Below are 13990 nucleotides of genomic sequence, written 5' to 3' on the forward strand. Positions count from 1 at the left end.
CCGTCCATGACTGAGATCCGGACGGACGTGCCGCACGCGGCGCGGATCTGGAACTACTGGATGGGCGGGGTCGACAACTTCCCCGCGGATCGCGCGGCCGGCGACGCCGTCGCGCAGGTCTACCCCGAGATCGTCGTGATGGCGCGCGAGTCGCGGCAGTTCCTGATCCGGGTGGTACGTTTCCTGGCGGCCGAGGCCGGGATCCGGCAGTTCCTGGACATCGGGACCGGGCTGCCCACCATGCAGAACACGCACGAGGTGGCGACCGGTGTCGACCCCGCCGCGAAGGTGGTCTACGTCGACAACGATCCGATGGTGACCTCTCGTTCGGGGATCTATGTGCACGCCGATTACCACGACCCGGAGCGGATCATCGCAGCTGCGGGGGAGACCCTCGACTTCTCGCAGCCGGTCGCGGTGATGTTCATGGGGGTGCTCGGTTACGAGGCGTCGCTGGATGAGGTGCGCTCGATCGTGCGTCGCACGTTCGAGGTCGCCGCGCCCGGCAGTCATCTGGTGCTGTGGGATGGCACGAACACGACACCTTCCGTCGTCGAAGGGGCGAAGCGGCTCGCGGAGAACGGCGGGGTGCCGTACATTCTGCGCAGTCCGGACGAATTGGTCGGCCTCTTCGACGGGCTGAGCCTGATCGAACCCGGACTCGTGCCGATCACGCGGTGGCGTGCACAGGGCGACTTCATCGACGCCTACGGGGCGGTCGCTCGCAACGGCTAAAGGGGCAATATGCTCCCGCCCGTGAGCGACCTTCTCAAGGAGCACGTCAAGAACGTGCTCGAGGCCAACTACGCCGGTGTCACCGAGACCCGGCGCCGCATCGAGGAACTCGAAGCCCAGGGCCACCGGATCATCACCGGCGGCCAGATCGGCCAGGACGGCTGGGACATCATCGACTGGCGCACCAACGAGATCCTGGCGGCCGGCGAGGGTGGCCTCGACGAGTACGAGGCCGCCGCCGGCAAACTCGACCCGGACGACAAGTTTATCCATCACGACCGGATCCTCGAGGACGAGGATTTGGAGTACGTGTCGGCGCCCGGCATCCCGGACGGCCTTGCGAACGCGGTGGAGGACTGGGTGCTCTCCGACGACGCCGACCCGGAGGAGATCGCCGAGTTCATCGGCTGGCCCGTCGAGAAGGTCGAGGAGTACCAGGCCGACGAGTAGTCGCTGGCCGGCGGGCCTCCACGTTGCGATGATGCGGCGATGGAGGCCCTCCGAACGGCGATCCGATCACCCGTGAACCTCCGAGCAGCGATCTGGTCAACCGCGACGGCCGGACCAGGGATTCGGTCAATCGCGGCGGCCTGACCGGGGATTCGGTCAATCGCAGCGGCCTGAACAGCGAGTCGGTCAACCGCGACCCCGTGATCAGCGATCTGATCGGTCGTGGCCCCTTGAACCCGGAGTTTGTCATGAGCCGGGAACGACGAGGCCGGACTCGTAGGCGACCATGACGGCCTGTGCCCGGTCGCGCAGAGCGAGTTTGGTGAACAGGTTGCCGATGTGGGTCTTTATCGTGTGCTCACTGAGGTGATGGTGGGCCGCGATCTCGGCGTTGGTGAGGCCGGCCGCGATTGACCGGAGCACCTCGGTCTCGCGCGGGGTGAGCGCACTGACGGCCGCGGCCATGGCGTGATCGGGGTGACCCCGCCGGTGCAGCTCGCCGATGACCCTGGTGGTCACCGCCGGGGCGAGCAGGGAGTCGCCGGCGGCCACCACCCGGACCGCGTGCACCAGCTCGGCCCGGGGAACGTCCTTGAGCAGGAAACCGCTGGCCCCGGCGCGCAGCACCTCATACAGATACTCGTCCGGGTCGAACATCGTGAGCGCGAGGACCCGGCTGTCAGTGGTCGCGCACACCTGGCGGGTGGCTTCGACACCGTCCAGGACCGGCATGCGCATGTCCATCAGCACCACGTCCGGCCTGAGCGCAGCGGCGGCGCGCACGGCAGCCGCGCCGTCGGCAGCGTCGGCGACGACCTCGATGTCCGGTTCCGCCCGGAGGATCGTCGCGAAACCCTCCCGGAACAGCTCCTGATCGTCGGCGATCACCACGCGCATCATGAACCGACCGCCGGGAGCGAGAAGAGCGCCATCGCCGCCAGCGGGATCGGCAAGAACGCGGTGACCTCGAAACCGCCTCCCGCCGCGGGCCCGGCCCGTAACGTCCCACCGCATGCCTGAGCGCGCTCACGCATACCGACGATCCCGAAGCCCGGCGGGTCGGCTGTGGCAGTGCCTCGCCCGTCGTCGATCACAGTCACGGTGAGCGCTTCGCCCGTGCAATCCACGATGACCCGCACCGAGCGTGCCGCCGCGTGCCGGACCACGTTGGTCAGCGCTTCCTGCACGATCCGGTACAGCGCGACGCCGACGTCCTCGGGCACCGCCACGGCCATCTCGGCCAGCTCCAGCGAGACGTCGAGGCCGGTCGCCCGCACCCGCCTGGCCAGATCGGGCAGTTGCACCAGGCCGGGCTGCAGCAACGCATCGTCGTCCGGAAGGCGAAGACCGCCGACGGCCCTTCGCAGCTGGACGACCGCGTCACGGCCGGTCGCCGCGATGGCCTCGAACGCCGCGTCAGCCCGCGCCGGATCGCTGCGGACCAGCAACGGCCCGGACTCCGCCTGCACGATCATGATGCCGACCGCGTGCGTGACGATGTCGTGCAGATCCCGGGAGATCCTGGTGCGTTCCCGCAGGACGGCCGCCTCCCGCTCGCCGGCGACCCGCCGATCCCGCTCGGCCAGCGCCGCTGCCTGGTTGCGGCGCGCGCGGGTGCTGGTGCCCAACGCATACGCGAAGATGTACGCCACCGCGAGATAGCGAAGAACCTCCAGGTCGGGACGGGGGTAAAGCACCGACAGGAGCAGGCCCGCACCGGTCACCCCGAGGCCGAGCAGGCGCGTCGGCAGCGACGCGCGCGCCGCGAAGGTATAGAGGCACACCATCGGGCCGACCGGCAACAGTGGCGGCGCGCCGAGCGACGCGGAAACGGTCGTCGCCGTGCCGACGATCAGGCCGACCGGCAGCAACGCGCGGTCGCGCCACAGCACCGGCACCGACGAGGCCAGCGCCAGCGGCAGCACCCACCAGGAGTGGGGGCCGCCGGCCAGCGCGGGCAGCACAGTGGCGGCGACCGCGGCGAGGGCGATGAGCGGATCGGCTAACCGTTTCACCCCGGCAGTATCGATCGGTTCGCCGCCGCGGCGCCTCCCTCCAGAGGACCAGATCGATGTGGTTCCGTACGGCGATCCGCCCGGCCCGCCCCGGGAGGAGGCTCTGCGGCATGTGGACAATCATCGCCGCCGTCATGAGCGGGGCGCTCTGGTTCGGCGGAACGGGATTGCATCCGATCTCCGCGCTGACCTGGCTCGCCCCGCTCCCTCTCCTCCTGATCGCGCCCCGCGTGCGCCCGCGAACGATGCTGGCCGCCGTCACGGCGGCCTGGCTCGTCGGCCAGCTCAATGTGATCTCTTACTACCACGGGACCCTGCAACTGCCGCTCGCCCTGGTCGGCGGCGTGATGGCGTTCGGCGCGGGGCTGGCAGCCGGCACGGTCCTGGGCGCCCGCTTCCTTCTTGTCCGCGGCCGGGTGATGACCGCCGTCCTGGTCGCTCCCGCCCTGTGGGTGCTGGGGGAGTATGCGGTGTCCCGCCTGTTGCCGAACGGCGCCTGGTGGAGTCTCGCCTACACCCAGGCGAGTGTGCGCCCGGTCATCCAGCTGACCGCGCTCACCGGCGTCTGGGGTGTCACCTACCTGTTGCTCGCGGCGCCGATCGCTCTCGCCGCCGTGTCCACCTTCCCGAGGCCCGCCGCCGCCTGCCTGCTCGCCTTCGCGCTGGCGGTCGCCACCTGGTCAGCGGTGGCGACGACCTCGCCCACGGCCCGGAGCCAGCCCCTCGGCTCGGTCGGCCTGGTCGCGCTGGAACAGCCCGACGACGGTATGCCGATCGATCAGCCCGAAGGCCGTGAGCTGCTCCTGCGGTATGCCGCCCGGGCGATCGGACTGGCCGGCCGAGGGGCGCGGACCATCGTGCTGCCGGAGAAGGTGTTCGGTGTCAGTGACGCGACGCTGCCGCAGCTGGTCGACGCTTTCCGGCCGGTCGGGGCGCGGGTGGTCGTCGGGGCGGTGCTGCGGAAGCACAACGTCGCGCTGGTCGTGGAACCGTCCGGCGCGCTCACGACGTACGAGAAACAGCATTTGATCCCGGGGTTGGAGGAATGGCTGCTGCCGGGGCGCGATGACCTGATCGTCGGCGGTCAGGACGGGGTGGCGATCTGCAAGGACCTCGACTTCCCGGGGCTGGTCCGGCGATATCGGTCGAAGGGTGCGACCACGCTGCTCGTGCCCGCGCTCGACTTCCGTGGGGACGGATGGCTGCACAGCAGGATGGCGCTGGTCAGGGGTGTGGAGAACGGGATGACCGTGGTCCGCGCCGCGGGGTTCGGCCGGTTGACCGTCTCCGACCCGACCGGCCGGGTGCTCGGCGAGGCCACGGCCGGCGACGCCGAGCTGCTGGTCACGGTGTCGCCTGCGGCGCGGGCCACGCTCTACTCCCGTGCCGGGGACTGGTTCTTGATCTTGCTGGTGGTCTTGGTGGTCTCGTCCGGCAGCAGGCTGTGGTGGGGCCGGGCGAAAGCCGCGAGGACCAGCGCGACCAGGCCGAGCAGGGTGCCGAGTTGCTGACAGCCATAGAACCAGGTGACGCCCAGCGACCAGAACGGCCCGGCGCCCGGCGACCGCGTAATCCAGAACTCGTCGACGAAGCCGAGGAGACCCAGAATGGCGAGCGGCAACAGGAAGAACAGAGCGACACCGGTCAACGCGGTGGTGAGCGCGCGCACTCTGCTGCTCGCCGCGCGTTCGGTGCGGCGGCTGGCCCAGCCGGTCAGCAGCCAGCCGATCAGGCCGCCGGCGAGCCAGCCGAGGGCGCCGGCTGCCGGAACGTACCAGGCGGGCATCCGGGTGAGGTTGGCGTCGGCATAGAAACTGCCGACTGGTGTGCCCACGACGTCGGTCTCCGCTCCGACATAGAGGTGAAGGTTGCCGCGGTCGGCCGTGAGTGTCGTCCCGGACTCGTCCAGCTTGCCGGTGGCGATCACGGTCGCGCCGGTCGGCGACACGTCCTGCACCGTCCAGCCGGCCTCGGTCAGCCGCCGGGCCGTCTCCGTCATCCAGGTGTGGTAATCGTCGGCGATGTACATGGCGGCCGGGGCGAAGTTGTACTCGGCGTAACCGAAGTCCTCCTCGTGACCATGGCGAACGACGTCGAGCGTGGAAGGCTCGTCGAGGTCGTGGAACAGCCCGCCGGCGTCGCGGGATCCGTCGACCTGCAGGCCGGGGAAGACCGTGCCGGTGATCTCGGCGAGTTTCCCGCCGCTGGGGTAATCGGGAACGGCCTCCCACGCCCCGCGCACCGCGAAGGCGGCGGCGAGGTAACCGGTGACCAGAGCGACCATGACGGCCACGACGACCACCGCCCTGCTGGCGGGTCGGCCCAGCCGGGCACGGAGTCCACGGCGCACCAGGTCGGCGGTCTCCCGCGTGGTCGGCCACGCCCGGCTCGGCGGGGCCATCTCCAGCAGCGTGTCGAGCAGTTCCTCCCGCCGTCGGCCGGCGGGATAGACCCGCAGCACCCGCCGGTAACGCCGCTCCAGCTTCCGGGCGGCCGTGCTGTTCGTGGCTTCCTCGCTGTCGTTGTTGCTCATGCCAGCCTGCCGAGCTTCGGGAATGCGGCGGTGCGGCCGAGAGCTGGGCCCAACTCGGGGCGGCCTGCGGCCAGCTGCTGCCGGGCAGTCCGGGCGCTGAGCCGCAACCGCTCGGCTTCGGCTTCCAGCGCCGTCGCGCCGTCGCTGGTGAGGCGGTAATAGCGGCGGCTGCGGCCGTCGACCACCTCATCGTGGTCGGCCTCGACCAGGCCTTCGGCGGTCAGCCGGTCGAGCGCCGCATAGAGGGTGCCGGCCAGCAGTTTCACCTGCCCGCCGGTGAGTCGTGAGACTTCCTGGAGCACGCCGTAACCGTGCCGGGGCTCTGCGGCGAGCGCGGTCAGGATCCAGAAGGTGGGTTCTCGCATGGGCTTCGCCATGGCAGCAATATAAAGATCACTTGAGTATGAGGTCAACGATTGAGTCCGTGTTGCGGGGGTATGTCCTGGCCCATGGGACTCGAAAATCAAGAGATCATCAGCTCCGACCCGGCAGGCACCGACGGCGAAGGGGTGGCCGACGGCGGAGGCAACCCGCTGGGACGTGACGGTGGCGCCGACGGGGGCGCGGAACGCGAGAAGCCGCACGGCGAGGGCCTGGCGGACGGCGGCGCCAACCCGCAGGGCGCGGATGGAGGCGCCGACGGCAGCGCGGAGTGACCGCGGCCCCAGCTTGGCTCGGCAGCTAGCTGAGCTCGCAGCCAGCGTGGCTCGGCAGCTTGGAACCGATGACGACGCCGCCTGACCGCGGCGGTCAACGCGGCCAGGCGGCCGGGGGACGATGACGGGGTGGAGTGGTCAGCGGCGGCGGAACGTGGCGCGATAGCTCTGCGGGCTCGTGCCGACGACTCTCTTGAAACGGTCCCGGAAAGCGGTGGGCGACCCGAACCCGACCCGGCCCGCGATCACCTCGACCGGCTCGTCGCCCGCTTCCAGCAGGTGCTGCGCCCGCCGGATCCGGGCCCGCAGCAACCACTGCAGCGGCGTGCTCCCGGTCTGCTCGCGGAAGCGGCGGTTGAGCGTCCGGACGCTCATTCCGCCCCGGGCGGCCAGGTCGGCAAGGGTCACGTCGACGTCGGTGTTCTCCTGCATCCATCGCAGCAGCGGTTCCAGCGCCGAGCCGCGTGGGGCCGGCGGTTGTGACGGCACGATGAACTGAGCCTGGCCACCCTCGCGTTCCAGCGGCATCACGGAGAGCCGGGCCGCGTCCGCGGCCACCGCCGAGCCGTGGTCGCGCCTGATCAGGTGCAGGCACAGGTCGAGGCCGGCAGCCGCGCCGGCCGAGGTCAGGAACTGGCCGTTGTCCACGTACAGCACGTCCGGATCCACGGTGATCTCCGGGTGGCGGGCGGCCAGCGCGTCCGCCGCGATCCAGTGCGTCGTTGCCCGCAACCCGTCGAGCAGCCCGGTGGCCGCGAAGATGAACGTCCCCGTGCAGATCGACGCGATCCGCGCCCCGCCCGCGGCCGCTTTCCGGAGATGATCGAGAACGTTGTCCGGTACGACCATCGCCGTGTCCGCACAGCCCGGAAGAATGATCGTGTCCGCGTCGAGCAGCGCCTCCAGCCCCCACCGCGCCTGCAGTGTGAACGTGCCGGTGTCGACCGTCGCGGACGGCGCGCAGACCCGCACCTCGTAACGCTCGCCCGGCACCCGGCTGAACACTTCGATCGGGGTCGCGAGGTCGAACGGGATCACCTTGTCCAGCGCGAGCACCACCACGATGTGCATGCCCGTGACCCTAGCGTGCGGCGTGGCCAGAACCCGTTGAAGGTGGGCAGTCCAGCCAGTTCTCCGGGCGGCCGGCCGTCACTAACGTCCCGTGGCGTGACAAAGCTCCTGCTCAGCCTGCACGTCCTGGCCGCCGTGCTCGCGATCGGCCCGGTTGCCGTAGCGGCCAGCATGTTCCCCGCCGTAACCCGCCGCGGCGATCGTCAGTCGCTGCCGCTGCTGCACCGGATCTGCCGGGTGTACGCCGTGCTCGGCGTGGCAGTCCCGGTCTTCGGCCTGGCCACCGCGAGCAGCCTCGGCGTGCTCACCGACGCCTGGCTGATCGTCTCGATCGTGCTGACCGCCGTTGCCGCGGCCCTGCTGGCGTTCGCGATCCTCCCCGCCCAGCACCGAATCGTCGCCGCAAGCACCGGCCCCGGCAGCGGAAACGCCGACGGAGGCGGGAGCGGGAACGCCGGGGCAGATGGGAGCGGGAACGCCGACGGAGGCGGGAGCCGGAACGCCGGGGGAGACGGGAGCGGAAACGCCGACGGGAACGGGAACCCGGCCCGGCTCGGCATGCTCACGGGAGTCTTCAACCTGCTCTGGGCCGCGGTCGTCGTCCTGATGATCGTCCGCCCCGGCTCCACCACGGGCGCGTGAGCGAGTGAACCGCCCTCTCCGCATCGCCGCCGCCGTCGAGCTGCTCTCCCTGCTCGTGCTGGTGATCAACCTGGCCACCGTCCACGTCGCGCCGGTGGCATCGCTGTGCGGTCCGGTGCACGGATGCGCGTACCTCATGATCGTGATCCTGACCGCGTGGCATCCCGCCGCCGACCGCACGGCGAAGCTGCTCGCCTGGGTCCCGGGCGTCGGCGGCCTCCTGGCGACCCGCCGGATGAATGGGCGGCTCACCGGTGAACGGGCGGCCCACCGGATGAAGCGGGATTAGGCGACCATCCATGCGGGTACGACAAGATCATGACACTCAACAATGACGACTTCTCCAGTGCAGACCCGGCCGCCGGCGAGGGCCCTGCCGACGGCGGCGCGAACGTGAACAGCCACGACGGTGGTGCTGACGGAGGAGCGAACCGGGAGGGCCCGGCCGACGGCGGCGCCGACCCGGGCGCTGTGGACGGCGGCGCCGACGGTGGCGCGTCCGGTGAGGGCCCGGCCGACGGTGGGGCCAACGTGAACGGCCACGACGGCGGCGCGGACGGTTCCGCCTCCTGATGACCGCGACCCTGACCAGGCGAGACGCCGTCCTGCGGCGGATCGTCGCGAACGATCCGGCCGAGTTCGCCGCCTCCTGGTGGGGTCGGGCGCCATTGCTGTCCCGGGCCGCCGACCTCGGCGGCCCGGAAGGCTTCCGCGACCTGCTCTCCTCGGCGGCCGTCGACGAGCTGCTCAGCCGCCGCGGGCTGCGCACCCCGTTCCTGCGGGTCGCGCAGCAGGGCAAGGTGCTGCCGGCCGGGCGGTTCACCGGTGGCGGCGGGCCGGGTGCCGAGATCACCGACCAGGTCCACGACGAGCAGGTGATGCGCCTGTTCGCGGACGGCGCCACGCTCGTATTGCAGGGCCTGCACCGGATCTGGGAGCCACTGATCGACTTCACCGGGCGGCTCGGCGCGGAGCTTGCCCGGCCGCTGCAGGTCAACGCGTACCTGACGCCGCCGTCGAGTCAGGGCTTCGCGACCCACTACGACACGCACGACGTGTTCGTGCTGCAGGTCGAGGGCACGAAACGCTGGATCATCCACCCGCCGGTGCTGCCCGACCCGCTCGAACGGCAGCCGTGGGGCGGACGGGCCGACGAGGTCGCTGCCACCGCCGAGGGCCGGGCAGCGCTGGACGTCGTGCTGCAGCCCGGCGACGCGTTGTACCTTCCGCGCGGGTGGCTGCACTCCGCCCGTACGGACAAGGGCCGTTCTCTGCATCTGACGATCGGCATCCGTGGACTCACCCGGTACGCGCTGGTCGAGGAACTCCTCGGCATGGCAGTGACCGATCCGCGGCTGCGGGCCTCGCTGCCCTACGGCTTCGATCTCACCGATCCGGACGCGGTCGGCGCCGAACTGACCGCCACCGTCGGCGCGCTGCGCGACTGGCTGCTCACCGCTGACCCCGAGCAGGTCGCCGCGGCGCTGCGCGACCGCACGGTGACCCGCCCGGTGCCGCTGAACCCCCTCGCCCAGCTGGACTTCGCCGACTCGCTCACCCCGGCGAGCAAGATCACCGCCCGCCCCGGCCTGCGCTGGGAGCTCACCCGCGACGGCGACCGGATGACGGTGCGCCTGGCCGGCGGCCGCACGCTGACCATGCCCGTGAGCTGTGAACCCGCCGTCCGGGTCGCGCTGGACGGCGTGCCGTGCACGGTCGGGGACCTGCCGCTCGACGATGACGCGGACCGCCTCGTGCTGGCTCGCCGGCTGCTCACCGAGGGCCTCGTGGTCCCCGGCTGACCACCGCCTCAGCTGCCCTCTCTCGCGACCGATGGAACACCCGTCACGTCGCAAGCGAGAGAGGGCAGTCCATGGCGGAACCCGCAGCGCCGGCACGACCGGCTGACGAGGCGGGACTGGGATTCAGTCACCGCGAGATCATGGTGACGATGAGCGGCCTGGTCATCGCCATGCTGCTCGCCCAGTTGGACAACATGATCGTGGCGCCCGCGCTGCCGACGATCGTCGGTGACCTCGGTGGTCTCGAGCACCTGTCGTGGGTCACCACCGGTTACATCCTGGCGACGACCATCGCGACGCCGATCTGGGGCAAGCTCGGCGACCTCTTCGGCCGGCGGGTCACCTTCGTCGCCGCGGTCGCGTTGTTCCTGGTCGGCTCGATGCTCTGCGGCATGGCGCACAACATGGCCGAGCTCGTCGGCTTCCGCGCCGTGCAGGGCCTCGGCGCCGGCGGCCTGATCGTCGGCGTGCTCTCGATCATCGGCGAGATGATCCCGCCGCGGGACCGCAGCAGGTACCAGGGCGTCATGATGGCGGTCATGCCGGTCGCCATGATCGGTGGCCCGCTGATCGGCGGTTTCATCACCGACCACCTGTCGTGGCGGTGGGCGTTCTACGTGAACCTGCCGCTGGGCATCGTCACGCTCGTCGTCTCCTGGATCACCCTTGCCCGCCTGCCGAAGGGCAAGGGCAAGGCGAAGATCGACTGGCTCGGCACGATCCTGCTCTCCATCTGGATCACCTCGCTCGTGCTGATCACCACGTGGGGCGGCACCGAATACGACTGGACCTCCCCGCAGATCCTCGGCCTGACCGCGCTGACCGTCGTCGGCCTGGTCGCCTTCCTCGTGGTCGAGAGCCGCCAGGCGGAGCCGATCATGCCGCTGCGCGTCTTCCGCAACCGCAACTTCGTGCTCGCCGGCGGGATCGCCTTCATCTCCGGTTTCGCCCTCTTCGGCGCGATCGGTTACCTCCCGCAGTACCAGCAGTTCGTCCAGGGGTCGTCGGCGACCAACAGCGGTCTGCTGCTCATGCCGATGATGGCCGCCGTCATGGTGGTCAGCATCCTGGTCGGCAACGTGATCAGCCGCACCGGCCGGTACCGCGTCTTCCCGATCGTCGGCTCCGCCCTCGTGGTCGCCGGGATGTTCCTGTTCAGCACCGTCGACCTGCACACCTCCAAGACGGTCACGGCCCTCTACATGGTTGTCCTCGGCGCCGGAATGGGCGGGATCATGCAGACCAGCACGCTGATCGCGCAGAACAACCTGGAGATGCGGGACATGGGCGCCGGCACCGGCGTCTCCACGTTCCTGCGCAACATGGGCAGCTCGCTCGGCGTGTCGATCCTCGGCGCGATCTACGCGAACCACCTGACCGGCTCGCTGTCCCAGGCGGGTGGCGCGCAGGCCAGCGGCGAGGTGTCATCGATGACTCCGGCGGCGCTGCGCGCCATGCCGGCGGCGGCCCGCGAGATGTTCCAGAACGCGGTCACCGACGGCATCGGTTCCCTGTTCGTCTGGGGCAGCGCGGTCGCCGTGCTCGGCGTCGTCGTGGCGCTGTTCGTCCGCCACGTCCCGCTGCGCGGCAGCAAGCCCGCCGCCGAGCCGGAGCCGGCCGTCACCCCGGCCACTCCCGAACCCGCCGCCGTCTGACCCGCACCCCTGCGAGAGCCCGCCAGGATCCGTCCCGGCGGGCTCTCCCCGTTCCACCCCGGGCCGCTGCGTCCGTCCAGCGGGCTCCCGGCTCTTTCCGGATCAGAACCGAAGATCAAATGCTTCAGGTCCTACGTCCGCTGTGGTCCGGACCGCCGCTCCCGCGGGGACCCTTCCGGGCCGAGCAGGGCGCTGGCGCGCCCTGAACGCTCGGCCCGAAAGGGCGATCTCCGCGGCTGGGCACGGTCAGGGCAGCAGACCCGGGCACGGGCTGAGCCCGTCGGCGCAGATGTCGCCGGCGGCCTTCAAAGTCCGGTCGAGCAGCGTGCGCGGCACCCGCCGACCCGCGCCGCTCCCGCGCGCCCAGCGAACTCGTGACGGCGCCACGGCCGCTCCCAGCGCATCAGCCACCTCCCTGCCCTCCGTCGAGCGGATGACCGGCAGTCGCCGGCCGGCGACCTATTCCGCCATCGGGCCGGGATGCTCCGCCTTATGGCCGGATGATCGGGACCGGAATGTTGATCTTGGGGTCGGCGAGTCGGACAAACGACTACCGGTGGGTAGCCTGAGCGCGGCAGGTGACGCGGCGGACGCGTACCCGCGCCTGGTGATTCTCATTTGTGATCGGAGCCCGATGTTCTCCCGCACCCCTATCGACCCGTCCCTCCTGCGCGGCGTCACGCAGCGGCGGCTCGGCCGTCGTGACGCACTGCGGCTGGGCGGGCTCTCCGCGCTCGGCGCGGCGCTGGCCGCATGCGGGGTGCAGGGCAAGGGCACGCCGGCGGCCAGCGTCGACGCGGGCACGCTGGCGACGTTCTGGCAGGACAAGAAGCAGAACGGCAAGGTCGACTTCGCGAACTGGCCGCTGTACATGGACCCCGGCCACCCGGAGCTGAAGAAGTTCACCGCGAAGACCGGCATCCAGGTGAACTACCAGGAGGTCATCCAGGAGATGGGCCCCTGGTTCGCCAAGGTGCAGCCGCAGCTCTCGGCGAAGCAGTCGATCGGCTACGACCTCATGGTGATCACGAACGGCATCCAGTTCGGCCAGTTCCGCGCGGCCGGCTTCCTGGCGCCGCTCGACCACGCCCGGTTGCCGAACTTCACCGCCAACGTGGGCCCGAAGTACACCGGTGAGACGTTCGACCCGGCGAACGTGTTCAGCGTGCCGTGGACGTCCGGGATCACCGGCATCGCGTATGACCCGGCGAAGACCGGGCGGGAGATCACCAGCATCGCCGACCTGTGGGACCCGAAGTTCAAGGGCAAGGTCGGGATGATGTCCGACGCCACCGAGCTGGCCAACTTCGGGCTGCTCGCGGCCGGGCTCAAGCCGGAGAACTCGGGCGAGGCGGACTGGAAGAAGGCGGCGGCCAAGCTCAAACAGCAGAAGGACGCCGGGATCGTCCGCAAGTACTACGAGCAGGACTACGTCGACGCGCTCGGCAAGGGCGAGGTGTGGATCACGCAGGCGTGGTCCGGCGACATCTTCCAGAAGAACCTCTCCGACAGTACGAACCTCAAGTTCGTGATCCCCGAGGAGGGTGGCACGATCTGGACGGACAACTTCGCGATCCCGGTCACCGCCCCCAACCCGGTCGACGCCATCACGCTCATCGACTTCTTCTACGAGGTGGAGAACGCGGCGTCACTGGCGGGCTACATCAACTACGTCTGCCCGGTGCCCGGCGCGCAGGCGCAGCTGAAGAAGGACGCGGCCGCGCTGACCGGAAGTGACCGCACCGAGCTGGAGGCGGTCGCGAACAGCGCGCTGGTGTTCCCGAGCGAGGCGGATTACGCGAGGCTGCACTACTACGTCGATTTCAACACCGCCGAGCAGCAGCAGACCTTCTCGTCGATCTTCGAGCAGATCGTCCTCGGTTGATGATCATGCTAACGTCCCGGGGACCAGGAGCCCGATAAAGGACGACGAATGCCCTCCGACGTACGCATCGACGAGGCCGGCCTGCCCGATCTCGAGACCGTCACCGACCTGTTCCTCGGCTACCTCGCGTTCTACGAGGCCCCCGCCGAGCGGGCCGAGGCGCGGTCCTTCCTCGAGGCCCGCCTGACCCGCGGCGAGTCCAGGATCCTGCTCGCCCGGGTGGGCGACGCCCCGGCCGGTTTCACCCAGATCTTCCCGTCGTTCAGCTCGGTGCGCCGCGCCCCGATCTGGGTCCTCAACGACCTGTTCGTCGCCCCGGAGTTCCGCCGCCACGGCATCGGCCGCGCCCTGCTCCGGGACGCCGCGGCCCGCGCCGAGCAGGAGGGCGTGGTCCGGATCACGCTCTCCACCGACGAGACGAACAAGCAGGCGCAGGCTCTCTACGAGTCGGAGGCCTACGTGACGGGCCACCCGGTCCGCCACTACCTCCGCCGCATCCCCTGAGCGCTGCGCGCCGACGTACCGCGGCAATCGGGTCGGAAAGGG

At 70.4% G+C, this 13990-nt stretch carries 15 protein-coding genes; 11 read left to right on the forward strand and 4 right to left on the reverse strand.

The window, feature by feature from the left end:
• Positions 1-6: 6 nt before the first annotated feature.
• Positions 7-735 (forward strand): SAM-dependent methyltransferase, encoded by a 729-nt coding sequence (locus Acy02nite_RS36940; RefSeq protein WP_203752147.1) that lies wholly within the window; start codon positions 7-9, stop codon positions 733-735.
• 21 nt (positions 736-756) lie between these two features.
• The gene (locus Acy02nite_RS36945) at positions 757-1185 is read left to right on the forward strand and encodes a helix-turn-helix domain-containing protein (RefSeq protein WP_203752149.1); all 429 of its coding nucleotides are present in this window, start codon (positions 757-759) and stop codon (positions 1183-1185) included.
• A 246-nt stretch (positions 1186-1431) separates the two neighbouring features.
• Here Acy02nite_RS36945 and Acy02nite_RS36950 read toward each other — a convergent pair whose 3' ends face one another.
• Positions 1432-2085 (reverse strand): response regulator transcription factor, encoded by a 654-nt coding sequence (locus Acy02nite_RS36950; protein WP_203752151.1) that lies wholly within the window; start codon positions 2083-2085, stop codon positions 1432-1434.
• On the reverse strand, positions 2082-3200 hold the full coding sequence (locus tag Acy02nite_RS36955) for a sensor histidine kinase (protein ID WP_239175524.1): 1119 nt from the start codon (positions 3198-3200) through the stop codon (positions 2082-2084). The genes Acy02nite_RS36950 and Acy02nite_RS36955 overlap by 4 nt, the downstream gene beginning before the upstream one ends.
• A gap of 110 nt (positions 3201-3310) precedes the next feature.
• Here Acy02nite_RS36955 and Acy02nite_RS36960 point away from each other — a divergent pair, with 110 nt between their 5' ends.
• Positions 3311-4711, forward strand: a complete 1401-nt coding sequence (locus Acy02nite_RS36960) for a nitrilase-related carbon-nitrogen hydrolase (protein WP_203752156.1) — start codon at positions 3311-3313, stop codon at positions 4709-4711.
• A 1018-nt stretch (positions 4712-5729) separates the two neighbouring features.
• On the opposite strand, the gene Acy02nite_RS36965 is transcribed toward Acy02nite_RS36960, so the two are convergent.
• The gene (locus Acy02nite_RS36965; RefSeq protein ID WP_239175525.1) at positions 5730-6110 is read right to left on the reverse strand and encodes a PadR family transcriptional regulator; all 381 of its coding nucleotides are present in this window, start codon (positions 6108-6110) and stop codon (positions 5730-5732) included.
• A gap of 72 nt (positions 6111-6182) precedes the next feature.
• On the opposite strand from Acy02nite_RS36965, the gene Acy02nite_RS36970 reads away from it, so the two are divergent.
• Positions 6183-6389, forward strand: coding sequence for a hypothetical protein (locus tag Acy02nite_RS36970; RefSeq protein ID WP_203752158.1), 207 nt, complete (start codon positions 6183-6185; stop codon positions 6387-6389).
• Between the two features lie 138 nt (positions 6390-6527).
• Here the strand turns inward: Acy02nite_RS36970 and Acy02nite_RS36975 are convergent, their stop codons facing one another.
• Positions 6528-7460, reverse strand: coding sequence for a GlxA family transcriptional regulator (locus Acy02nite_RS36975; RefSeq protein WP_203752160.1), 933 nt, complete (start codon positions 7458-7460; stop codon positions 6528-6530).
• A 96-nt stretch (positions 7461-7556) separates the two neighbouring features.
• Here Acy02nite_RS36975 and Acy02nite_RS36980 point away from each other — a divergent pair, with 96 nt between their 5' ends.
• From Acy02nite_RS36980 to Acy02nite_RS37010, 7 genes are all read left to right on the forward strand, one after another.
• Positions 7557-8102, forward strand: a complete 546-nt coding sequence (locus Acy02nite_RS36980) for a hypothetical protein (protein ID WP_203752163.1) — start codon at positions 7557-7559, stop codon at positions 8100-8102.
• Positions 8103-8106: 4 nt separating this feature from the next.
• A complete protein-coding gene (locus Acy02nite_RS36985; protein WP_239175526.1) occupies positions 8107-8391 on the forward strand; it encodes a DUF3817 domain-containing protein in 285 nt (94 codons plus the stop codon).
• 29 nt (positions 8392-8420) lie between these two features.
• Positions 8421-8675, forward strand: coding sequence for a BatC protein (locus Acy02nite_RS36990; protein ID WP_203752166.1), 255 nt, complete (start codon positions 8421-8423; stop codon positions 8673-8675).
• Positions 8675-9904, forward strand: coding sequence for a cupin domain-containing protein (locus Acy02nite_RS36995; protein ID WP_203752169.1), 1230 nt, complete (start codon positions 8675-8677; stop codon positions 9902-9904). The genes Acy02nite_RS36990 and Acy02nite_RS36995 overlap by 1 nt, the downstream gene beginning before the upstream one ends.
• A gap of 140 nt (positions 9905-10044) precedes the next feature.
• On the forward strand, positions 10045-11559 hold the full coding sequence (locus tag Acy02nite_RS37000) for an MDR family MFS transporter (RefSeq protein WP_203752249.1): 1515 nt from the start codon (positions 10045-10047) through the stop codon (positions 11557-11559).
• Between the two features lie 634 nt (positions 11560-12193).
• Positions 12194-13444: a polyamine ABC transporter substrate-binding protein gene (locus tag Acy02nite_RS37005; protein WP_203752172.1), complete on the forward strand. Its 1251-nt coding sequence runs from the start codon at positions 12194-12196 to the stop codon at positions 13442-13444.
• 48 nt (positions 13445-13492) lie between these two features.
• Entirely contained in the window at positions 13493-13948 is a 456-nt protein-coding gene (locus tag Acy02nite_RS37010; protein WP_203752175.1) for a GNAT family N-acetyltransferase, read from the forward strand.
• Positions 13949-13990: the final 42 nt, after the last annotated feature.

The sequence above is a fragment of the Actinoplanes cyaneus genome, assembly GCF_016862095.1.
GTDB lineage: Bacteria > Actinomycetota > Actinomycetes > Mycobacteriales > Micromonosporaceae > Actinoplanes > Actinoplanes cyaneus.

Coding starts and splice junctions, on each gene's coding strand:
- Acy02nite_RS37010 (WP_203752175.1), top strand. CDS start 13,493: ATGCCCTCCGACGTACGCATCGACGAGGCCGGCCTGCCCGATCTCGAG.
- Acy02nite_RS36940 (WP_203752147.1), top strand. CDS start 7: ATGACTGAGATCCGGACGGACGTGCCGCACGCGGCGCGGATCTGGAAC.
- Acy02nite_RS36950 (WP_203752151.1), bottom strand. CDS start 2,085: ATGATGCGCGTGGTGATCGCCGACGATCAGGAGCTGTTCCGGGAGGGT.
- Acy02nite_RS36960 (WP_203752156.1), top strand. CDS start 3,311: ATGTGGACAATCATCGCCGCCGTCATGAGCGGGGCGCTCTGGTTCGGC.
- Acy02nite_RS36995 (WP_203752169.1), top strand. CDS start 8,675: ATGACCGCGACCCTGACCAGGCGAGACGCCGTCCTGCGGCGGATCGTC.
- Acy02nite_RS36970 (WP_203752158.1), top strand. CDS start 6,183: ATGGGACTCGAAAATCAAGAGATCATCAGCTCCGACCCGGCAGGCACC.
- Acy02nite_RS36965 (WP_239175525.1), bottom strand. CDS start 6,110: ATGGCGAAGCCCATGCGAGAACCCACCTTCTGGATCCTGACCGCGCTC.
- Acy02nite_RS36975 (WP_203752160.1), bottom strand. CDS start 7,460: ATGCACATCGTGGTGGTGCTCGCGCTGGACAAGGTGATCCCGTTCGAC.
- Acy02nite_RS37000 (WP_203752249.1), top strand. CDS start 10,045: ATGGTGACGATGAGCGGCCTGGTCATCGCCATGCTGCTCGCCCAGTTG.
- Acy02nite_RS37005 (WP_203752172.1), top strand. CDS start 12,194: ATGTTCTCCCGCACCCCTATCGACCCGTCCCTCCTGCGCGGCGTCACG.
- Acy02nite_RS36990 (WP_203752166.1), top strand. CDS start 8,421: ATGACACTCAACAATGACGACTTCTCCAGTGCAGACCCGGCCGCCGGC.